Source organism: Pectobacterium sp. PL64, from assembly GCF_022477975.1.
GTDB lineage: Bacteria > Pseudomonadota > Gammaproteobacteria > Enterobacterales > Enterobacteriaceae > Pectobacterium > Pectobacterium jejuense.
Map to the genome: position 1 here is coordinate 2,902,066 of NZ_CP092070.1, position 19,946 is coordinate 2,922,011.

At 43.8% G+C, this 19,946-nt stretch carries 23 protein-coding genes and 1 pseudogene; 13 read left to right on the forward strand and 11 right to left on the reverse strand.

Annotated elements, in window-relative coordinates; translation table 11 throughout:
- Positions 1–60 precede the first annotated feature (60 nt).
- The 3 genes from HP572_RS13065 to HP572_RS13075 are packed head-to-tail and all read left to right on the forward strand — an operon-like array spanning position 61 to position 1,629.
- Positions 61–864 (forward strand): hypothetical protein, encoded by an 804-nt coding sequence (locus HP572_RS13065; protein ID WP_240583429.1) that lies wholly within the window; start codon positions 61–63, stop codon positions 862–864.
- Positions 865–892: 28 nt separating this feature from the next.
- The gene (locus HP572_RS13070) at positions 893–1,270 is read left to right on the forward strand and encodes a hypothetical protein (protein ID WP_240583430.1); all 378 of its coding nucleotides are present in this window, start codon (positions 893–895) and stop codon (positions 1,268–1,270) included.
- Between the two features lie 26 nt (positions 1,271–1,296).
- The gene (locus HP572_RS13075; RefSeq protein ID WP_240583431.1) at positions 1,297–1,629 is read left to right on the forward strand and encodes a hypothetical protein; all 333 of its coding nucleotides are present in this window, start codon (positions 1,297–1,299) and stop codon (positions 1,627–1,629) included.
- A 231-nt stretch (positions 1,630–1,860) separates the two neighbouring features.
- On the opposite strand, the gene HP572_RS13080 is transcribed toward HP572_RS13075, so the two are convergent.
- Both HP572_RS13080 and HP572_RS13085 read right to left on the reverse strand, forming a co-directional pair.
- Positions 1,861–3,234, reverse strand: coding sequence for a phospholipase D-like domain-containing protein (locus HP572_RS13080; protein WP_240583432.1), 1,374 nt, complete (start codon positions 3,232–3,234; stop codon positions 1,861–1,863).
- Position 3,235: 1 nt separating this feature from the next.
- Positions 3,236–3,901 (reverse strand): hypothetical protein, encoded by a 666-nt coding sequence (locus HP572_RS13085; protein ID WP_240583433.1) that lies wholly within the window; start codon positions 3,899–3,901, stop codon positions 3,236–3,238.
- A gap of 277 nt (positions 3,902–4,178) precedes the next feature.
- Here HP572_RS13085 and HP572_RS13090 point away from each other — a divergent pair, with 277 nt between their 5' ends.
- The 3 genes from HP572_RS13090 (at position 4,179) to HP572_RS13100 (ending at position 6,269) form a co-directional block, all read left to right on the forward strand.
- A complete protein-coding gene (locus HP572_RS13090) occupies positions 4,179–4,796 on the forward strand; it encodes a hypothetical protein (RefSeq protein ID WP_240583434.1) in 618 nt (205 codons plus the stop codon).
- A 555-nt stretch (positions 4,797–5,351) separates the two neighbouring features.
- On the forward strand, positions 5,352–5,888 hold the full coding sequence (locus tag HP572_RS13095; protein WP_240583435.1) for a hypothetical protein: 537 nt from the start codon (positions 5,352–5,354) through the stop codon (positions 5,886–5,888).
- Positions 5,889–5,936: 48 nt separating this feature from the next.
- The gene (locus HP572_RS13100; RefSeq protein ID WP_240583436.1) at positions 5,937–6,269 is read left to right on the forward strand and encodes a hypothetical protein; all 333 of its coding nucleotides are present in this window, start codon (positions 5,937–5,939) and stop codon (positions 6,267–6,269) included.
- Positions 6,270–6,466: 197 nt separating this feature from the next.
- On the opposite strand, the gene HP572_RS13105 is transcribed toward HP572_RS13100, so the two are convergent.
- From HP572_RS13105 to HP572_RS13115, 3 genes and pseudogenes are all read right to left on the reverse strand, one after another.
- Positions 6,467–6,877, reverse strand: a complete 411-nt coding sequence (locus HP572_RS13105) for a hypothetical protein (protein ID WP_240583437.1) — start codon at positions 6,875–6,877, stop codon at positions 6,467–6,469.
- A 194-nt stretch (positions 6,878–7,071) separates the two neighbouring features.
- Positions 7,072–7,191: pseudogene (locus tag HP572_RS13110) on the reverse strand (IS5/IS1182 family transposase); the annotation flags it as partial.
- A 471-nt stretch (positions 7,192–7,662) separates the two neighbouring features.
- On the reverse strand, positions 7,663–7,968 hold the full coding sequence (locus HP572_RS13115; protein ID WP_226308499.1) for a hypothetical protein: 306 nt from the start codon (positions 7,966–7,968) through the stop codon (positions 7,663–7,665).
- A gap of 496 nt (positions 7,969–8,464) precedes the next feature.
- Here HP572_RS13115 and HP572_RS13120 point away from each other — a divergent pair, with 496 nt between their 5' ends.
- The 3 genes from HP572_RS13120 to HP572_RS13130 are packed head-to-tail and all read left to right on the forward strand — an operon-like array spanning position 8,465 to position 10,705.
- Positions 8,465–9,085 (forward strand): hypothetical protein, encoded by a 621-nt coding sequence (locus HP572_RS13120; protein WP_240583438.1) that lies wholly within the window; start codon positions 8,465–8,467, stop codon positions 9,083–9,085.
- A 22-nt stretch (positions 9,086–9,107) separates the two neighbouring features.
- Positions 9,108–9,905 carry a lysozyme inhibitor LprI family protein gene (locus tag HP572_RS13125; RefSeq protein WP_205549951.1) on the forward strand — a complete coding sequence of 266 codons (798 nt, stop codon included), beginning with the start codon at positions 9,108–9,110 and terminating at the stop codon, positions 9,903–9,905.
- Positions 9,902–10,705 carry a hypothetical protein gene (locus tag HP572_RS13130; RefSeq protein WP_240583439.1) on the forward strand — a complete coding sequence of 268 codons (804 nt, stop codon included), beginning with the start codon at positions 9,902–9,904 and terminating at the stop codon, positions 10,703–10,705. Before HP572_RS13125 ends, HP572_RS13130 begins: the two co-directional genes overlap by 4 nt.
- Positions 10,706–10,813: 108 nt before the next feature.
- On the opposite strand, the gene HP572_RS13135 is transcribed toward HP572_RS13130, so the two are convergent.
- The gene (locus HP572_RS13135; protein WP_240583440.1) at positions 10,814–11,311 is read right to left on the reverse strand and encodes an Lrp/AsnC family transcriptional regulator; all 498 of its coding nucleotides are present in this window, start codon (positions 11,309–11,311) and stop codon (positions 10,814–10,816) included.
- A gap of 82 nt (positions 11,312–11,393) precedes the next feature.
- Between HP572_RS13135 and HP572_RS13140 the strand changes: the two genes are divergently transcribed.
- From HP572_RS13140 to HP572_RS13150, 3 genes are all read left to right on the forward strand, one after another.
- Positions 11,394–12,581 carry an MFS transporter gene (locus HP572_RS13140; protein ID WP_240583441.1) on the forward strand — a complete coding sequence of 396 codons (1,188 nt, stop codon included), beginning with the start codon at positions 11,394–11,396 and terminating at the stop codon, positions 12,579–12,581.
- Between the two features lie 417 nt (positions 12,582–12,998).
- The gene (locus HP572_RS13145; protein WP_240583442.1) at positions 12,999–13,931 is read left to right on the forward strand and encodes a hypothetical protein; all 933 of its coding nucleotides are present in this window, start codon (positions 12,999–13,001) and stop codon (positions 13,929–13,931) included.
- 205 nt (positions 13,932–14,136) lie between these two features.
- The gene (locus tag HP572_RS13150) at positions 14,137–14,322 is read left to right on the forward strand and encodes a hypothetical protein (RefSeq protein WP_240583443.1); all 186 of its coding nucleotides are present in this window, start codon (positions 14,137–14,139) and stop codon (positions 14,320–14,322) included.
- A 247-nt stretch (positions 14,323–14,569) separates the two neighbouring features.
- Here the strand turns inward: HP572_RS13150 and HP572_RS13155 are convergent, their stop codons facing one another.
- The 3 genes from HP572_RS13155 to HP572_RS13165 all read right to left on the reverse strand — a co-directional run bounded on the left by HP572_RS13155 (position 14,570) and on the right by HP572_RS13165 (position 16,747).
- Positions 14,570–15,361, reverse strand: a complete 792-nt coding sequence (locus HP572_RS13155) for an NPP1 family protein (protein ID WP_039484274.1) — start codon at positions 15,359–15,361, stop codon at positions 14,570–14,572.
- A gap of 232 nt (positions 15,362–15,593) precedes the next feature.
- Positions 15,594–16,355 carry a hypothetical protein gene (locus tag HP572_RS13160; RefSeq protein WP_240583444.1) on the reverse strand — a complete coding sequence of 254 codons (762 nt, stop codon included), beginning with the start codon at positions 16,353–16,355 and terminating at the stop codon, positions 15,594–15,596.
- A 125-nt stretch (positions 16,356–16,480) separates the two neighbouring features.
- Complete coding sequence (locus HP572_RS13165; protein WP_240583445.1) at positions 16,481–16,747, reverse strand: hypothetical protein; 267 nt, start codon at positions 16,745–16,747, stop codon at positions 16,481–16,483.
- A gap of 525 nt (positions 16,748–17,272) precedes the next feature.
- Between HP572_RS13165 and HP572_RS13170 the strand changes: the two genes are divergently transcribed.
- Positions 17,273–17,812 (forward strand): hypothetical protein, encoded by a 540-nt coding sequence (locus HP572_RS13170; protein WP_205549965.1) that lies wholly within the window; start codon positions 17,273–17,275, stop codon positions 17,810–17,812.
- A gap of 106 nt (positions 17,813–17,918) precedes the next feature.
- On the opposite strand, the gene HP572_RS13175 is transcribed toward HP572_RS13170, so the two are convergent.
- Together HP572_RS13175 and dbpA are read right to left on the reverse strand one after the other, a co-directional pair.
- Positions 17,919–18,491 carry an alpha/beta hydrolase gene (locus tag HP572_RS13175; protein ID WP_205549968.1) on the reverse strand — a complete coding sequence of 191 codons (573 nt, stop codon included), beginning with the start codon at positions 18,489–18,491 and terminating at the stop codon, positions 17,919–17,921.
- Positions 18,492–18,550: 59 nt separating this feature from the next.
- Positions 18,551–19,933 (reverse strand): ATP-dependent RNA helicase DbpA, encoded by a 1,383-nt coding sequence (dbpA, locus tag HP572_RS13180; RefSeq protein ID WP_205549970.1) that lies wholly within the window; start codon positions 19,931–19,933, stop codon positions 18,551–18,553.
- Between the last annotated feature and the right edge of the window lie 13 nt (positions 19,934–19,946).

Here is a 19,946-nt window from a genome sequence, read left to right on the forward strand (position 1 = left end):
AATCCCTCATTTCTTCATACATCGAATATGACTTTCACTTTCAGCTATTAAGGAATTTGTATGAGCCTTTTACTCATGAGACGTTTCTGGATCGGCGTATTGCTTCCTGTGATTATTGAATGGGTTTCTATGACAGGTGCTATCCGGCTGTGGTGGCTCTGGCTGCCCGTCAGTGCTCCCCTGCTTATCTGGGCTCTTTTCGCTTACAGGAAGAACCGGAAAGAAGAGGCTGATAGCAACGACTGGCGGCGTCAGCAATGGGACGCTAAAATCACTACCGAAAAATTTGAGTTTTGCGGTCAGGCATACACCTTTGAAGAAACGTTCTCAGGCACGGTCATCAGCTACAACCCGAACAATGACACTATCTGGGTAAAAACAGATGACGGAGCCGAAACACAGATTTCCGCGCATGGTTTACCTTTCCGAAGCTCACACCGTATTAAAAAATACGCATTTCATTGCTACCATGAACATAATGCCTATACGTCATTTCATGATGCACTGATTGTTAATACAACCACCAAAGAGCGACAAATTAACCTCCCCAGAAGATGTTTTGTTGTATTTGGGCCAAGTACGATTACGCTGCTTCTGGGTCCCGGATTTCAATTTACTGCTGCAAGCTATAGTTCTGCTATGTCTATCCCTAGTTTTTTCCCTGCTACTTTTATCATCCTTAACATTATTGCTACCGTTTCAATTCTCATTTTCGTATTCGATTTTGACAATATCGAATTATGGCATACCTATTTATTAGCAACGCTAGGCTGTCATATCTTGATAAGGTGGTTGAATGCCAGAATTGACAAATTTGAGATCGCGTTCAGTCATCTTGTTAATTCATTCAAATTAAAAAGTTAATCAGTAATAAACCCCAAGGTATATATTAATGAAAAGAATTATCATCGCTGCATTCGTATCACTGTCTCTCTCTGGATGTTTATCCAGTGGCAGCCAGTCATTAAAAAATGAAAATCAGGAAAGCGTGAAAACAAAACTGGTCAAAGGAAAAACGACAAAACAGGATGTCTTAGCGTCGTTTGGTGAGCCTGATAACCGTATGGTGATAGACGGTGAAGACCGATGGGTTTACTCCATGTATAACAATCAGATGAAAGCAACCTCGTTTATCCCTATTGTTGGCGGGTTACTCACTGGCGGTCATGATATGCAAATGAAATCCCTCTTCATCACGTTTAAAAGTGAAAAGGTCAGTTCCTATGAATTCAATGCCGGTGCCAGCGAAACTAAAAACGGTGTCTTTTAAATTCAGCAATATTCAGAATGAGAGTCATGATGAATAAAAAATTATCTTTAGGTTTACTGGTGCTGTCATTTTTCCTTACCGGCTGTGACAGCGAACCGTCTGATGCTGACGTTTCAAAGGCGATGCAGTCTTTTACTGAAGAGATGAACAAAGGCGCACCATCTGAATCAGCGAGGGTAACCTTTAACTCCGCTAAGAAAATCGCCTGTAAAGAGAAAGACAGCGACGGGGGTTACAAATGCACGGTCGAATACAGTGCAAAAATCCCGTTGTTTGGTAATACACACGACAGAACATCAACTCTGGAGCTAAAGTTCTTTCGATTTGAAGGCAAGTGGAAGGTTTCGCCCTCAAAATAATGAATATGCCATAAACCGCATCAGGGAAAGCACCAGCCCGTAGCGTTAAAACTACGGGCTTTTTCATCACATCCTGCCACTACTCTTCCTGACACAGCGATGGCACATAGCCAAACCTAATATGACAGGCAGCTCAGAGCCAAAAGCGGAAGTTGCTTACATCAATTTGAAATGTGATTTCATTAATAAATAATTTTACTAATCAATTACATCTCATTTTCAGTCGCAGTATCACTTAAAATCATTACTATCTATGTATGGCATTTCGTTTTCGGTTCTAGCATGAGACCAGAGATATTCAGACTCTTCTTTAAAGCGAGTGGTAATCTCTCTTGATCTTGAAACATATATAGACTCAATGTTTTTTAAGAATGCTGCATCTTTAATGTTTGGCGATCCAAAAAACACAGCGTCATCTTTAGGACCATAAAAAAGAATGAATTTATGGTGGAGGCTAGTTTGGAAGTTTGCGGTATTATCGGTTTCTAAATATCTAACTTCAATTTTTTTGGGGTATTTTAATATCAATTTTCTCAACCACGACTCAGCAACCTCATAATCTGCCATGCCATAGTTTTCTCCCAAAAACCTTACATAAAACCAGTCATCATCTAAAAGCAGTTTTAATGTTCCATTCTTGGATAAGAAATCCTCAATAAACATTTTGATATTTTCACCGCCAATATCTTGTGTAGTAATAAAGATTGATGTGGCTGATGAAAATAATTTCGGAAGTTCTTCTGATAATATCGGATCTCGACGCCCATTACCCGGAAGCCACTTCATTGGTGTTAGATAAACATCGTTCTCAGACAAGGATTTTCGTGGTATTTTTTTTGTGCAGTCGTAATATAATTTTGCTATGGCGTAAGGTTTTGGGCTACCACTGATTATTGGATTACTTAATACATTAATTTGACAAGTCAAATAGGCAGCAAGAGCAGAGTCATCATTTTTTTCTGAATATGAATGAAGCCATACGTCTCTTGTGCTATAAAGACTATGATTTATATTTCCGGAGCCGTAAATAAAGTGCAAGCCACCATTCTTCATCGAGAAACGAAGTATTTTAACGTGCATTGTATTCAATCCACCTTCACTTTTGCATTTTTTATTTTGCGAAAGCCAATCACAACCTATTGATTTTAAATGCAAGTCATTGCCCATGCATGATTGAATCATTTTAGTAGCCGTGGAGTACTCTTGTTTCTGTAAAATTAAATTTAATTTAAATGGCTTTTCAGCATATGCAGAACAAATACTTTTGGACATCTCATTGCTATCAAAAATAAAAAAGGCACCATCAACTGACACGGTTTCTGAATTTCTAAATAAATTCTCAACCTCTTGGAAAGCAGGAGATGCCCTAATCTTTGCTTCAGAAAAGTCTGACGTTCTACAGTATATGTCTTTAGTCTTAGAATTTACTAATTCTTTGTTATTCCTTTCTAGCATAACATGCTTATAGGTAGGTGGACTTGTTTTATATGTATAAAGTTTGCATTCCGGGTGATTAAATATAATTGATGTGCTAATTTTTGAAAAAGCAAAGCTTGGCAGTGCCATGAAGACTAAGCCACTAAAATATAATATATTTTTTTTCATTCTATGACCCCCCACCTAACCAATCGCAGCTATAATCAAGTGTGAAGATAGCTCCACCATCTTTAAAAATAATTCCGGGTTTGGGGTTAAGACCTTCATACCAATCCAAACCTTCTCCAATAATTCCTTTTGGTTCACTGCCAGGAGGGAGGTCTTTTGGAGGAGGAGGAATGTCTAGCTTTTCAAACTCGCTACCACCTCCTAAGTTAATGGGTATTTGGTTGAGTGCTGTATTTGCATCTAAACTTATTACTTTCTCTGCGTCACCTATCGGCAAATCATTTATAGAAGCGTTGAATCTATTTTTGATTGAATTCCACCCAAGAAGTATTTCTATGATCCATCTTAATGCTTTTGATTTTTCCGAATAAAATGAATCAACGGGAAGTTCTTGATTTAATGATTTTACTTTCTCTATTGTTAAATATTGAATTTGTATTTGTCGCCCTAGCTTATCCTTTAAATACCAGAGAGGACTAAGTAGAGTGTTTGCTGTAGTTATTCCGATTTCTTTTTGTAGTGAGTCAATGCTAGTAATGAGCTGTCGTAGTGCGAAAATTTGTGAGTAATATGTATCGTTCGTAACTTGTTCTGGCGGAACTATTGATAAATCCTTCAATGGATTAGTGATTTTCTCCACAGTCGCGAACAATTGTCTTATATCCATATTTCCTCCTATTATCTATAATAATTCTTATAAGAACATATGCACACGATTTAAACTTTAGATTAACTAAAGATTTTTGCCATTTGAGCAAATCATTAAACTTTTAATGGGTATTGAGTTGGTGTTTGTCGTCGTAACTCAATGAAGCTGTTTAGACAACGCTAAGATGTCCTATGTTCGCTGTGAGTTCAATCGATAGTGATACCAAAATTGAGCGGTCCGGTTAAGCGGGATACTTACAGTTTGGTTCAGGCTTTAGCTGGAGTGAGGATAAATAATGAAAGGTAGACTTGAACAAGCTTTCCAGGAAGCTGCACACGCAGCAGACCGTGCAGTCAGCGCTGCTATGCTGAAGTATTCGAGCGGGTTAGTCACGGATGAAGACGACATCACTGGGGCGCTGATCGGCCGGTTGGATGCTGCTTTTGACGATAAAATTGGTGGTATCACTTGGTCTTCATCAATACTCAGACACCGTAAGGGTGTCGCTGCACAAGAGAAGAAGTCCGGTGCAGACATGCTGTTTCACGTCTCAATCAAAACACCACAGCTCACCTATTCAAAGGGGGTTCTGATTCAGTCAAAGAGAATTGATGAAGGTATTGCAATGACAGCAAATGGTCACCATGAACTGCTGAGTCAGTGCGACAAAATGCTGGATATCACGCCGGCTTCGTTCGTTTTCAACTATACGAAGTCAGGGATGCGCTGCGCTTCCGCAACGAAGATTGCTGGGACAAGTAGTCGAGTATTATACGACTCGTGCAACCTGACCTCATATCGGTTCTTCTTGGAACTGTTCCGATGTACTACTGGAGATCGTAACATTACATCGGCCAAGTTTGATGATCTTCAGATACCTCAAGGCATCGCCATCAAGGGAACACTAGGGTAAGGACTGCTCCGTCGCAGACCTTGAAGGGGCGTAGACCTCCACCCAAAGGACGGCATACTGAAATAAAGAGGTTAGAGCCGTTTCCGTAATTCTTTACTGACACTAGGTCGAGACAAGAACTGCCGAGCATGTTTGCTTTTCGCCACACTTTTTCCAGTCATGTGAGCGGTCTGCTAGATTTCGAATTCTGGGAAATTACATGCGACGAGTGGAATCCCCATCAGACCTGTTGATACAAACCATGGAAGGTCTGCTTCTCGCTCTCAAAAGACGTCCTTCCATCACAAAAAAACTCGTTCAAATGAGCCTTTTTGAGTAGCCATCAGATCCCAGTCGACAGACCAGAAGCGCATCCTTTAGCGGTTCGACGAAGTTTGCAGGCTTCTCCGGGAAGCTGAAGGGGATCCAACTGGTTAAAATCACCTAGATACTTAGTAAAATAAAAATACATAAGTTACAAACATATAAGATAGATCCTGAATACATTTAAATACTTTTTACTTACTATCTATCAAAATAGCATATACTTAATCATACTTTACTAAGGAGATGTATATGAGCGACTCATCTGTAGTTGTATTTACTGCGCGTGGCCTTGATCGTCTGAAAATCGATGGTGGTTCCAGTGCGTGGGTTCTAAGCGAAAAACGTGCATCGCGTTGTAAATACGTGGTTTGTGTGCAAAACCGAGACCCGGCTGATAATCATAATAACGACTGGGGAACAGTAACTGCACCACACAAAAACGCCTTCTTTGTTGGAATGATATCGGACGTTGTACTTTCTCCTGAATGGAATAGAAAACACCCTAAAAGATGGCTAATAAAAGTCAGCCAGTATGCTGAAGTATCTTACCCTGACATGTGGGACGGTGCCAGAAATCCGGTAGCCTACTCATCACTAACCGAGTTGGGTATTGATGAAAGCAAATTGAAATTCAATAAGATGCCTGAAGTTAACATCGAATCACCAAGAGCTGCACCTGAAGAAGATCCTTTCCCTGAGGGAATAACAATTCAAAACGCGAAGATACTTTTATCTAAAAAGTATGAAGTTTCTGTCGATAGTATTGAAATACTCATTCGCGCCTGAGCAGCAGGCTACAACTCTGGTGTAAATATTTGGACTTTTGGAGGCTTTATGGACAGGTTATGGGACGGTAATTTCAAAGATATCCCTTTGGATCATTTCGAGAAGATGAAGTCTACAGCTCGTGATCTGGCTGAACGCTGCAAGACATCTGACGATCCGAAAGTGAACGACAAAAATATATTTATACGTATCGGTTTATCAGGAACAGGTGTCAGGCCTAACTATCAGGTTGAACTTCCGAATGGTCGTGTGATTGCTATCAATGGCATTAATCATGAAGAGTTTGGTGTTGAAGAGTTCGACAGTTACTGGATATCCCGGCCTTATAGTATTGAGCAGCTTAATACTATGCGCATTTTTGGCGGAACTATTGAGTCATAGGACCCAAGAGTGTTCAGATTTGTCAAACTAAGGTCAGTTCTGTGCTGTGAGTTCAATCGATGGATGCAACACTCTGGTTAAACCAGACTTCCATATTTGGTTGTGTTCTGCCTACGAAACCGATCAACTCAAGTCCGAGCTAATACACAATTTAAAGGACGCATAGGCCCGTAGTTTCAACGCTACGGACTTTTTCATCACATCCTATAACTACTCTTCCTGACGCTCGTTGAAGCTCTTATCAGCTTGTTCGCGTCATACTTCTTTTTCTCATGAACGTAAATTCTTTCAGTTCTTCCACCGTTATCGATAATAAAACTGATGATGGAGTGGAAGACTTTATTCAGACGGGGTTTATCAATCAAATCATCACTGATTTTTTCGATATGGCTATAGTAAGAGAGAAGCAAAAAGCTCAGCACCACTTCTCTGTTTGAAAACGTAAGATTTTCGATGTCTTGCTGGTATTTAATGTAAAACCCTGCACAAAAAAGATAAGACTGCTCGGTGATTTCTGCTTCTGAAAATCCAGATTCATTGAGCTTATCAACGAATCTGTCAAGCAACAGCAGATACCTTTCCATCAAACTCATATTTATTTTTTTCATAGCTATGCATCCTTGCATTTACATTATTATTAATTGTCATCCTGACAATTAAATGAATATCATAATATTTAACCATGTCAATAGCTAAAACCTGTCGATTTATATTAAAGGAATTTTTTAGGTAAAGGATTATTGAGTTCTTCTGGCGTTATTTTTTCAAGATGAGCATTGTATATCGGTGTAGCGCCGAGGCCTGCCGCGTCGCACCATGTGGCGGTGGCGTCATCGCTGAGCCAGACCGTCAACGAACCCCGTTGCCGGAGTGCATTGTTATATGTTTTCCAATTGGTGATTCTGAACTTCTGCTTTGCCACGCTCTGTCAGGGTTGAGTGCGATCTGATCCTGTTTCCCGAAGAACGTTCGATTTACTCAACAAAGCCGTAGTATAGTTGCTATCAGCTTTTAGACTTTTTTCTGCTGGATTTCATGCGCCTAAAATGATGATTTAAAAATCAAATTCATCTGTTGGTATAAGTGTTGGGACATTTATGAGCGAAAAAGAAAATTATCTTTTGAATCATATAAATACTCATACATTCGATTCCAGTCGGGGACACCATTCACACTTCTCGAAGCGCCTAAGAAATCCAATTTTTCCTTATAAAATCATAAAATTAAGTCATGCACACCGTTAGCTACAAACGACGATCTCGTACCAACATCTGCGTGTCTTTGCTGGTACAACACCGAGCCAACGGGAAATAGTGGTGTGAGCGCCAGCGGCAGGAAGTGAAGCGATGGGCAATATGCAGGCGTTTGAGGGTTACCTGCATAAGAAAGGCACTTATCGTCGTCGGCTTGGGCCGGGAAAATGATCGACGAGTCTAATTTTGAAGTCAGGGTGAACGTCGACAATCTGAATCTTGAAATCAGGAAAATTATCAACAATTTCCCATTCCCCTGCTCGGTTAGCAAACGCAGTAACTTCTTGTACTCTTAGGTGTTCGTGCGCGCTGACAATCTGCACCCTATAGTCTGGAAACGAATCAACAATTTGAATTCTGCCATAAACCTTAGACACATCGACGGCAAGGGAAAATGGCGAGAAAAGAACCGCGCAACAAACCAGCGTTAAACCTAAATACCTCATACTTATTTCATTGATTTATATGAATTTATTAAAATCATTTCATGGTACTTACCTGCTTTTGTCAATATAGAGGGCATACTCACACAACATTCATCTCACGATACGGAGGCTATATGGAGTAGCGCAATATCACGCTTCGTCCAGCTACGCCGGAAGATGAACAGTTCCTGTTCAAACTTCGCCGCGCAACGATGGATAAGCATCCTCACAGGGCAGGCATGGCTATTAAACACATTTTTGCAGCAGGCGGACGAAGCCAACGTCCCCGTGACGCTGAGTGTTTTGAACGGCAATAGAGCAATAACCCTCTATCAACGCGTAGGTTTTAAGGTCGTTGATAGTGCTGATGGTGCAGTAAAGATGAAACGCAGCAGAAAAGATCGTCTGTAGAGCATCAACAACGATGTGAATGACAAAGAATATATACGCACAACCATGAATAACCTTATAATATCAAAAGGATTTATTCACTATTTGTAAGGAATGCGTGTTTATTATGAAACGGAGTTATATAAAAAGCGTCATTTTACCTTTTCTTTTTCTCTCCAGCGCGGCACATGCGCAAGACTTCCCCACTTTTGTGACAGATTTCACCAAGGTGTTGCAAAAGAGTAAATTGTCACAGAAGGATTACAATCAATTTATTGAACTCACTAATTCCTATTTTATTCCCGCTAGCTATGGTGTAAATATAGCTAAAAAAGATAAAATAAGTTATAAAAACAACGAAATAATGCCAAAACTGGAATCTGACGCCAGCTTTATCTTCAATGGTTCAAATGGAAAATCGGCCTTTATTTCATTTCTGCAAGAAATAAAAAACCTCTCGCCGTCAGAAAAATATTTTGAAAAATCCTACACGGATGCAGGATCGGTCTTCGTCATGAATTACTATACGCTGTCATCAGGCCTTATTAATATTCAGATGGATATCGTTTCTCCTCCAGGCCTCAAAGGGCTAGTCAAAAAACTCATTAACCAAGAGACACCAGACCTTGAACAAGAAGCAGGTGAGCGAACCTATATCTATCAATTCTCAAATATAAATGGCGGTTATAAGATGGTCAGTGCCAACGCCTACTCATCTTCAGATAAACGAATCTGCGCGTCCTGCTGACATGATTTCAATGGAATTGAAAATGATAAAAATCATAATAAAATCGCTATTGTTGATAATACTTTCATCACACTATGTTAACGCAAATAATCTTGTGTGTCGTAGTCCACTTGTTATTCAGTCGTTAATCAAAGAAGATCAAGAGAAAGCACAGCCCATCAGCGACCGTGTATCTTTAGAGACAATTAGAAAAATTGAATTTGAATATGACATCATTATCACAAAACTTAAAACAAAAAATAATCTAAGCTGCTTTGGCAAGGCCAAGATAAAAATCCCATCCGATGTGGCAAATTTTTTAAAGTACTATCCTATTCTGGAGAATGGAGATCCTAAAGCAAAAAGCATTTACCGTTCCAATCTTTACCTACACAAAAAAGGCGATGAATACATCGCATTAGACCGTGTTTATTATAATGTTCATATTGCTGATAATCAGCAAGAAACCAATATTATGTATCCACACGATGAGTCAGTCTCACGCACACTTTATGGCTTGGCTTGGTTACAAGAAAATGCAGCAAGGCTGGAAGCACAATCACCACGTTTTAAATATATTAAAGCTATTGTCGAATTCAGAGAGGCTGATAGTGCGCTAAATATTTACTGGAGTAACCTGCCCGATTATATTAAAGGGCAACTGAAAGAGGATGCACGGCAGTGGATAAAAAACAAAAATAAAAAATGCGGTGCAATAGAAACTATCGCGAATAACAACCGCTCAATGGAAGATCGGGCAAAAATTTATACCTGCCAAGAGCAGATGACGAGAGAAAGGCTGGTGCAGCTTGGATTGACTGAAAACAAGGATAAAAAATGAAACAGCTCCTCTATGTTATGATTGGAATTATCCTTACTTGTACGTCAGCGTATGCCAAGGACGACTTTCAATGCAGCGATCCCAACGCGGTTGAAGCCGTTAAAAAAACGTTTGCCGACCGTGCAAAAGAAATGTTCTATAAGTCCCCTTCTCAGTCTGTTGATACTGTAAACGTGATTTATTCTAAAATCTCAACTCAGCCACGCTGGGGAAAAGCATTCTCATGTAGCCTTCGGGTTGAAATTCCCGTTAGCCAGGAGGTCATCGACATCATTCTTAATAAAGATGAAATTTTGTATACAAAAGATGAAATGGGTAAAATTAGCAATAACATTTTCACTAAAACAGGCGAAAGCAAAGATAATAGACTCAGCGATAACAAAATCGTAATTCCGTATTTTGCCTACGACCTCAGTATTCTTGAAAATGAAAAGGAAATAAAAGTAGAAAAAAAATCCTATGATGCCCTATCCAGAGCAATTTATGCCGTAGCCTGGCTCAGTGAAAATGCCGAAAAAATCACAAAGACCGCACAAGAGAAAACGCTTGAAAGTGAAAAGGAACAATATCTTTTCTTTTTCACCGACGTCTATGGAATATTGGAAGACGCACCTGAAGACATAAAGAGTAAATTCCACACCTCTCAAGCAACATGGGTTAAGGAAAGAAATAAAAAATGCGGCAATGCCGAATCCTTAGAGACGAATACTCTTTCACTTAAAGAGCAGATTCATGCTTATCGCTGCCATAATGCAACGATGAGTGAACAAGTATCAAGTTTAGATCCAGACGAAGGGTGATAGTCACACCGATATTGCTTCAGGCTATTGCCTACTATCTTAGCAATGGCCTGAATATAAATCCCTCTCCCAGTTTACCCAACCAGGACGAGCCAAATCATCAGCGAATCAGCTATCGCTCGGCTGAACGGAGCGCTCAAGATAGGTAGACAGCACAACATAAGAGCGTGTTGAGCTGACGCCAGGCACCGCATAAAGCTGAAACAGAAGTTTTTCCAGCGACTGCGCATCTTCGGTGCGAATCTTGAGGATCATAGCTGTATCGCCAGCAACCGAATGCACTTCTTCAACATCAGAATTTTGCGTGATCTCCATCAGTTCGGATGAAACGCCCCAGCCACTGGTGTCAACGTGCACAAATGCCAGAAGATTCTTTTTTATCGCAACAGGATCGAGCAGAGCAGCCGTTTTCCGTATCACGCCGTCGCGCCGAAGCCGTTTCACCCGTTCATGCACGGCAGGAGCCGAAAGTGCAACTTTTTCCCCCAGTTCGGCATAGCTCAGAGTGGCATCTTCAACCAGTTCCCTTAATAATCTTCGGTCAGTGGCATCAATATCCCGCGTTGGAATGAATTTTGGCTTAATGTCATCTTTATTTATTTTCATTCTCTTATTCCTTATTTAAAACTAATACTGTTTGGTTAATAGTATTTTCTCCGAATCATATTAAGCAAAAAGTGAAATTTCAATGTCACAACATCAACATGCCGCATGTCATGCCAATTCGCGCACGCTTCGTGTTCCTGGCGCGACCTATGTCCTGACGTTCTGTATCGGCGTGATTGGATCAAATTCGTTACTCTTGGGCCCCATCGCTCCCGAGATCGCCACATCATTTAAGAGTATCGCGCAGTCAGTCATGCTGGCCTCAGCCGCATTTGGCCTGGGAACGGCGCTAAGCGCCCTCTTTCTGGCACGATACATCGATCGATTCGGTGCCTTTAAGATGTTGAAGAACGCGATGATCCTACTGGTCGTCGCCTTACTTTCCAGCGCTTGTGCCTCTTCCGTCGAATGGCTGGTAGCCAGCCAGCTCATTGCCGGCATTGCATCCGGCGTGGCGATTCCGGCGATTTATACCACCGCCGCGGCTATCGCTCCCAAAGGGTTGGAAAGTAAAACAACGGGCGTCGTTCTTACTGGCTGGACGCTGAGCCTTGTCGCTGGCGTTTCACTCGCGTCGATTCTGGCAGAACAGTTTCACTGGCGTGTCGTTTATCTGGGGATCGGCGTACTTGCCGTTTTGGCTATCGTCATCCTTTCTCGTCTGAGTAACCAAGATGAAAACGTCACGCGAATCTCATCATCGCCGCTTGCAGCACTGAGTGTGCCCGGCGTGAAACCGCTATTGGCCGCATGTGGCGGGTTCATGACCGCCTTTTATGGGGTTTACGGCTATCTGGGGGACTATATCTATCATGAACTGCATCAGCCGCTCAGTGCCAACGGCCTGATTGCGCTTTGCTACGGTATCGGTTTTGGCTCAGCGGCTTTTCTGGATTTGACGATAAGCAAAGTGAACCCCAAAGTGGCTATGCCAGCCTCATTCCTTACGGTAGCCGCGGTGTACCTCGCTTTCGCCCTGTCAGGAAATAGCCTGCCCGTTATCTGCATTCTGATGCTTTTTCTTGGCACCGCTAACCACCTGTGCGTCAATTTACTGATCACCGGATTAAACACAACCGATACGTCGAAACGCGGTGCAATCATGGGGCTTAACAGTGCGGTTACCTATTTAGCCGTCTTTATCGGAAATACGCTTTTTGGTGCACTCTACCTACATTGGGGTTATACCACCGTGTTATACGCAGCGGTCGGTTTCGTGGTGATTTCCATCCTGTTTACAGTACAAATTCGAACAACCAGCACACGCTGAATGGCATTAACATATTCCCATCTCTTATCCAGCAGGATATTTTTTGTAGCGGCACACTGAGTGTGTGCCGCCAGATAAGGTCATTGTTATCCCCGGCACGACTTCCGCGATACCAATATCGCATGGATTGACACCCAGCCTGCCCACCTTAATAAACGTTCTATTCGTTGCACCAGCAACCCCGCCCAATATCCGGGTGGACAACGAAAATACCTCAATCGTATACCGACGCGATGCCCCCCAGAAAAACAGTGGAAATACGGTCATAGTTTATTTGAGGAAACGAACACCAAGATAATGCCAAGAAATAACTGCATGATAGAATAGCTAAACTGGCATCTAGGGTCGTTCCAAAAGCCGATACCTCATCGGTTGGTGCCAGTTGAAAAATAGGGAGGAAGGTAACGGGGAACACCTTTGTCAAAGTTGAACAATTTACGGAAATGGCTCAGTCTCGACGAGTCAGCGAAATACCTCGAAAAAAAAATCAACGAGCAAGTAGCTATAACAGATATTCTGCGATTTGCTCTGGATGGGCATCTGATTTTATCAGTAAACCTACAATCACCTAAGATCGCCAAAAAGGTTGAAGTAAAAAGAGTAAAAATGGCTGAAACCGCGACAAATGTGGAAGTGTATGTGCGTGAAAACTGGGGGGTGTATATCGGTGAATCATTCTCCCCAGATCGTGAAATAGACTTTGCTATCGCAACAAGCAATGAGATAACAAGCCTGAGTGGGGTCCAAGATACGCCGCTGTTAGGTATTGAGCGCTTATTTGCTGAAGAACAATACTGTAAGAGCCTTGGACTTCCCAAGCCATCAAGAAAGCAAGACCTCATTCGAGGTGTAACCATCTCTGCTGGCCCATCGGGTCTTTACCAGCTCCAGCATTTTATCGATATTGACGATGAGATTGAGGAGCTTTACCGAGCCGCGGAAGCAGCCGGAGATGCCAATCATCCAGCCTTCAATAGCATTATCGACATATTCAAAAACCTCAGCACGATTAGCATGTGGGATGCAGATGCCCACATGAGATATATCCCCGCGCCATCCGTGCCAGATGATATCTATTTTGTTGCTCGAACGGCCAACCTGGATAAGTTAGTTGAAGTGCTCAATGCGACTCCAGTGACAAAAACACCAAAACAGTCAAAGAAAACTGAGAATGCTCAAGCCAAGTTTATTAAAAATCTCCTCACGGTGATGTATGGCGCGGATGTCGCTGAAAATCCAAGAAAGCATATCGATGGAAAGATGGCACAAATTAGAATCGATCTGGAGGCAAAAAGCCTTTACTGTCCTAGCGGAGTCACCATCGAAAACTGGCTGTCCGAAATAGAATAAATCGTAATATTGCATTTTCTCTTTGTAAGATTACCCCACCAGCGACTTAGCATTGACACAATTCTCCTGTAGACCGCACCCCCTACAGGAGATAGTAAATGACTCACCCTTCAATAGTGCTTTCTTCTCAACTCACTGCCCCTATCGGTGTCGTCAGCGATATCCATGCGCAAGCCTGCGAATCACTGGAACAGGAGGCAGGTAAGTGAAGAAAGGGATCGAAGTAAAGCTGACCATGCTCCGTGGAATTATTGATCTAATGACCAGTTGCGATGATTCAACCGAACTTGAAACCCTCCGCAATGTTGCACTAACGGCACTTGTGATCGTGGATGACATCAATGATGAATATTGCCATGAACAGTTCGACGAAACGCGAACAAAAAGCTAAGCGCATCACAGTATAAAAATGCCCATATCACCGGAATAAAAAGGTGAAACTTATATTTTCCTGAACGGACGATGCACGCTGAGTATCGTAATATAACGGGTAGTGTGATTAGGTGGGCATCATTCCAAGGACAGATCGCCCCTGATTATTATCAAAATAAATATAAAATTTCCATATATCAGAAAGGGTTCGACAGGAAATACGAAAGTAAAGAGAGGTATATCTAACTATACCTCTCTTATGATAATTATTTCGACGCGGTTAGACTGGCAGCCGTAAATTCTGGATAACCGGCCGGTCGGCCATTATTCAGGTTAGTCAGGAAGTTACTGTCTTTAAGCGGAATCGAAGCGGAACCGTAGTCAAACGCATTTAATCGGTTACGCAGCTCTTCGTTACTGATACCGTCACCCGACATCGCATACCAGCTGACAATATCCGGCGTCACAAAGTTGCCGTAAGGGTTTTCTGCTTGTTCATTCGCTTTGGCAAATCGGAAAGCATGCGTTAACACACCGTCTTTGTGGTAGACGAATTTCAGGCGACCGCCCTGCTTATCGATATTCGCTGCGGCTTCCGTCGTCAGTTTGCCGTGCGCACTGAAGCTCCCGTGTGTTACCGCGCCGTTTTTAGTCCAGATGGCAACATGCTCCCAGTCATGTCGATGACCCGTGTTCAAACCGCCCAACACCTGATCTTTTAAGAAATAGAGCGCATAGAAGCTACCACAATAGCGAGCACCACCGGAATCAACACAGGCATATCGGTGCAATGTATTTGACGATTCGAGAAAATTACCCCATCGGCACCCACCCGTCAGACTTCCTGTTGGTTTCAAGCCCCCGTTTTGTACCCCGCCTCGGCTAAACCCGGCACTGGGCAAACAGCCATCACTGTCGAAATCAAATACCGGCGCAATCGCAAGCGCATTAATACCTGACGGTAGCGCTTGATCCAACTTAGAGAAATTATCCGCATGCGCAGAAAAAGCGACACATAATATGGATATCGCCATGATCGTTTTCTTTCCTGAAAGCATTTTCACTCCTTTAGCAGAAAATAGCCCTTTTATGGACTTGTACCCTTACAGTTACAATGAAGATAAAACGTAATATTGATAAAAAAATGAAGGCGGGATTATTTTTAACAAGAAAGGAGTGGAAATAAAAATCATTTATTTCCAACAATGAACACCAATATATTTAGCCTGCAAAATAATGCAGAAAATTTATATATAAAAAATCGCTAACAATCCTGATCCGTTAGCATTTTTACTCACCGACCACACCATAACGCTGGCTTGCGGCATCAAAACGGTATTCCAGCAGAATATCGCCTCCGCCGTGGGAATAGCAGTTCAGCAGGATACTGCGATTATCTCCGCCATTTTCAATATTCATATAAACCGGAGTCATGAAAAAGCCAAACTGGCATTGTTGAAAATCAGGCTGGAGAAGCTGATCGATATTGCCGCTCTTCTTGTTAATCGCCTTGATTCCCTCAACAACCATCCCTGTATCACTGTTTTGATACACGCCGACAAAACTGTGAGTCGCCGTTTGCCCCCAGAATGGAATATCGACCTGCCCTTCGACTTTGGCGGGCTGATCGCTATCGTCAAAGGATGCCACGCGCCGTAGGCTAACATCATAACGCGCCTTTCCGTTTGACCACTCGCCGCGGAGCTCTTCCCCCACCTCGGTCAATTTAAACGGGCAGTGGGTCATATCGATGCCGGACTTAACGCCCTGAACGATATATTTATCATAGTCCTGCGGGGTATGGATTTCGCAGATTTCAAGCGACGTTTCCGAGAGCCGTCCATACAGAGGGATCGGCGCTCTGTATTTATCGTAAAAATAGCTCCCAAGCAGATTCTTATCCTGGTCAATACTGTATTTCTGCAATGAAAAATGCACCGGATAAGGCCCAATGTGGCCTTCGTAATTGCTCACGACATACCAGCCGGCTTGTGCTCCCCATGCAGCCGTCCATAGTCCACAGGCTATTAAGGTTGATACCGCTGCTCTCATACATTCACCTTGTCTACCCGTCATACTTCAAGCTGCCTATACGGTGGTTTGTCTGCCACTCGCATTGTGTTTTTAGCATGTCAATCATGAAGCCGAATCGTTCAAAAACGGCTTAGCCTATCAGGCTAATCATGGTGGCAGCAGGGACAGATTTCCACCTCAGACACCGTCATGGCGGTTGTGTCTTCGCAGTCCCATTCGACACGTACGGACTGCGCTTCTCGCCCTGAGTGGTGCAAATACTTCTCGACTGGGCTTTCCGTCATCCCGGTAATCACCTCGGTGGCGACGAGCTCATCACCAACAAAAACGCGAGCCGTTGCCTGTGAGGCTTCACGCGTTTTACCGGATTGCCGATACAAATAGTTAACCGTCAGTTTAATGCTAGGCATAGCGCTTCTTAACAGAGGAAAAGACAGGGAAAACAGTGTATCGCGTTCCCCCGCGCTTGTAGAGCACATATGAGGTAAGGGCTATCACTACGTCACGCTAATACCCTGATAGTTTTCTGTTTTTTTAAAATGGAGAGGTTTGGTCACATAAGCTCGCACGATTGGTAATCAAAAAGTTAAATCTTATGCATTTTGGATATTAATGAAGCAGAAAAAACAGCCGATACCTTTTACGATAGGGTGTTTTTTAATGCAATTGCATTTTGCATAAATAGTGTTTGGCATAAATACTGTTTTACATTAACCGTGTTCTCACTGACCCATTTCGTTAACGTCATAGTGTTGAATAGTAGGAAATTATCTCTAGCAGACTGATTCGTCTTCCAAGGAAGATAATTATTCTGCTTGTGTTGGTGACCTCAATTTCAACCATTTCGGTATTAACGTATGTGGTTTTAACACACTGAAGTAACTCACTGGTAAAACCATTACCAGCACTAAATAGATATAAGAAGGAGTTATACTGTGGTGATTCCAGATATTCAACTCGTGAATACGACTACCCCGGCAACCATGCCTCCGATTGGCGCAGCGGCTAACCCGACTGTCGTTGCAGCTATCAGCCCGGGGAATAAAACCGACACATCAACAAACTCCGACTCTCAAAATATGCCGGGCTCGAACGAGAGCACCAAAGTCACGCTGTCTTCTCAAAAGAAACGTGCGGCCGCAGAGAACGATACTCCCCCACCTGAACAGATTAAAGCACAGCAGAAAGCCACTGCCGAGTACTCGCTGGCAATGACGGGGATCCCTTTGTACAACGGCAAGCTCATTTCAGTGATCAAATACCCAGATGGTAATTCTGAAATGTTCGATGCCTTTACCGGACAGCGCATCACACAAGAAGATCTGGCACTCATGGGCGCACTTCATAGTTCCGGTGGTGAACAGGTATTACATTTTGAGAGCAAAACATCATATAGCAATTTGTCTGCTGCCGAAGTTTATCAGCAGATTCAGGAAATGCTGCATGGTTCAGGCGATCAGGAAGAGCTGGCTTAATAAAAAAAATAGATGCCAAGACAACTATATTCATTGCCCTGGCATTAAAGAAAAATATAACGTTATCTTAATAATGTAATATGACTACTTGATGGAAACTGGCCGATTAACGAGTCTCAATGAGCGTTTCTGAAAACTCAGCTAATCTTGTCAGACCATATTCCCAGGGACCAAATCCCGCTTCGGCATTAATGTGCCCCGCCTCACCGACATCAACCAGTTCACTGTCCCACGCATGCGCCCAATATTGGGCGCGAGTGAAGCTCATCAGCGGATCGTTATGACTGGCAAATGTCAGCGTCGGAACCGACAGCGGTGTAGCCTGGATGCGATCGTCAATCTCAAAGCGCATCGGCTCAGCAGGAGCCACCAGCATCACGCCGGCGATCCCTTCCTGACCCTGCTGCACCACATGACAGGAAGCCAGTGCGCCAAAGCTGTGGCCGATCAGAATCACGGGCTGTGTACAGACGCTAAGCTCACGGCGGATCGCCAACACCCAACGATCCAGATCGGCCTGATACCATTCCCGCTGGCGTATACGGTGCCAGTGAGGGAAACGCCGTTCCCAATGGCTTTGCCAGTGTTCGTCATCGCTGTCCCGCAATCCCGGCACCAGCACCATCGTTAGCTGCTGGCTCACTTCCGTTAGCCGCCGCTCGATTTCTGTTGTCTGCATCCGCCCTTAACACTCCTGTCAGTTACCCGGCCCCTTCTGTCTGGTATATCAGCCACCGGTTACTTTAACAATCTGGCCTTGCAGCTTTTTCCTTTGATTTTGCCTTTCTGAAGCTGCTGCAACGCGCGCTTAGCGCTAGCTTTACGGATAGCGACATAAGCATGCATCGGGAACATATCAATTTTCCCCACTTCCTCTGCCGTTAATCCTGCATCACCGGTTAACGCCCCGAGGATATCTCCGGGACGGATTTTGGCTTTTCTGCCACCATCAATGCACAGCGTCATCATCTCAGGTTCAAGCGCAACCTCACCACTGCGACCAACCTCATCCGCTGATGTCCATTTAATTCGCATACCGAGATAGTCTTCAATCAGATTAGCGCGGTTCATTTCCTGTGGTGTACACAGGCTGACTGCCAGACCTTTCGTCCCCGCGCGGCCCGTTCTGCCAATGCGGTGAACGTGGACTTCAGGGTCGAAAGCCAGCTCAAAATTCACCACCAGCTCCAGCTCTTTGATATCGAGGCCGCGAGCGGCAACATCGGTTGCCACCAACACACGGCAGCTGCGGTTAGCAAAACGCACCAGAACCTGATCGCGATCGCGCTGTTCCAGATCGCCATGCAGCGCGGATACGCTAATCCCGCGCATGTCCAGCGCGTCAAATACGCTCTGGCAGTCACGCTTTGTGTTACAGAACACCACGCAGGACGCAGGCTGATAATGGCCCAAAATGGCAATCAACAGCGGCAGGCGCTGATCTTTTGTCGTCTCATAGAAACGTTGTTCAATAGCCGACTCTTCTACATCATCTGCGATCTCAAAACGCTGTGGCTGACGCTGAACGCGCGCGCTGATCTGTTCGATCTCTTCTGGGTAGGTAGCGGAAAATAATAGGGTTTGACGATCGGACGGCGTGTAGGAAATCACATCATCAATGGCGTCAGTGAAGCCCATATCCAGCATGCGATCCGCTTCATCCAGCACCAGCACTTTCAGGCTATCCAGAGACAGCGACTGCTTGCGTAAATGGTCCTGAATACGTCCCGGCGTCCCGACAACAATGTGCGGTGCGTGAACCAGCGAATCGAGCTGCTGCCCCATCGGCTGACCACCGCACAGTGTCAGAATCTTAATGTTTTGTGCAAAACGAGCCAGACGGCGCAGCTCTTTGCTGACCTGATCGGCCAGCTCACGCGTCGGGCACAGTACCAGCGCCTGCGTGGTAAAGTCGCTCACGACAATACGATCCAGCAATCCAATGCCAAAGGCCGCCGTTTTGCCGCTACCGGTTTTCGCCTTGGCCCGCACGTCTGCACCGCTCAGAACGGCTGGCAGCGTCGCCGCCTGAACGGGCGTCATGTCGGTATAGCCCAGTTCATTAAGATTGGATAACTGCTCTGCGGGCAGCGCGAGGGAAGAAAAAGAGGTTGTACTCACAGTGATTACTCTA

Coding starts and splice junctions, on each gene's coding strand:
- HP572_RS13065 (WP_240583429.1), top strand. CDS start 61: ATGAGCCTTTTACTCATGAGACGTTTCTGGATCGGCGTATTGCTTCCT.
- HP572_RS13070 (WP_240583430.1), top strand. CDS start 893: ATGAAAAGAATTATCATCGCTGCATTCGTATCACTGTCTCTCTCTGGA.
- HP572_RS13075 (WP_240583431.1), top strand. CDS start 1,297: ATGATGAATAAAAAATTATCTTTAGGTTTACTGGTGCTGTCATTTTTC.
- HP572_RS13080 (WP_240583432.1), bottom strand. CDS start 3,234: ATGAAAAAAAATATATTATATTTTAGTGGCTTAGTCTTCATGGCACTG.
- HP572_RS13085 (WP_240583433.1), bottom strand. CDS start 3,901: ATGGATATAAGACAATTGTTCGCGACTGTGGAGAAAATCACTAATCCA.
- HP572_RS13090 (WP_240583434.1), top strand. CDS start 4,179: ATGAAAGGTAGACTTGAACAAGCTTTCCAGGAAGCTGCACACGCAGCA.
- HP572_RS13095 (WP_240583435.1), top strand. CDS start 5,352: ATGAGCGACTCATCTGTAGTTGTATTTACTGCGCGTGGCCTTGATCGT.
- HP572_RS13100 (WP_240583436.1), top strand. CDS start 5,937: ATGGACAGGTTATGGGACGGTAATTTCAAAGATATCCCTTTGGATCAT.
- HP572_RS13105 (WP_240583437.1), bottom strand. CDS start 6,877: ATGAAAAAAATAAATATGAGTTTGATGGAAAGGTATCTGCTGTTGCTT.
- HP572_RS13115 (WP_226308499.1), bottom strand. CDS start 7,968: ATGAGGTATTTAGGTTTAACGCTGGTTTGTTGCGCGGTTCTTTTCTCG.
- HP572_RS13120 (WP_240583438.1), top strand. CDS start 8,465: ATGAAACGGAGTTATATAAAAAGCGTCATTTTACCTTTTCTTTTTCTC.
- HP572_RS13125 (WP_205549951.1), top strand. CDS start 9,108: ATGATAAAAATCATAATAAAATCGCTATTGTTGATAATACTTTCATCA.
- HP572_RS13130 (WP_240583439.1), top strand. CDS start 9,902: ATGAAACAGCTCCTCTATGTTATGATTGGAATTATCCTTACTTGTACG.
- HP572_RS13135 (WP_240583440.1), bottom strand. CDS start 11,311: ATGAAAATAAATAAAGATGACATTAAGCCAAAATTCATTCCAACGCGG.
- HP572_RS13140 (WP_240583441.1), top strand. CDS start 11,394: ATGTCACAACATCAACATGCCGCATGTCATGCCAATTCGCGCACGCTT.
- HP572_RS13155 (WP_039484274.1), bottom strand. CDS start 15,361: ATGCTTTCAGGAAAGAAAACGATCATGGCGATATCCATATTATGTGTC.
- HP572_RS13160 (WP_240583444.1), bottom strand. CDS start 16,355: ATGAGAGCAGCGGTATCAACCTTAATAGCCTGTGGACTATGGACGGCT.
- HP572_RS13165 (WP_240583445.1), bottom strand. CDS start 16,747: ATGCCTAGCATTAAACTGACGGTTAACTATTTGTATCGGCAATCCGGT.
- HP572_RS13175 (WP_205549968.1), bottom strand. CDS start 18,491: ATGCAGACAACAGAAATCGAGCGGCGGCTAACGGAAGTGAGCCAGCAG.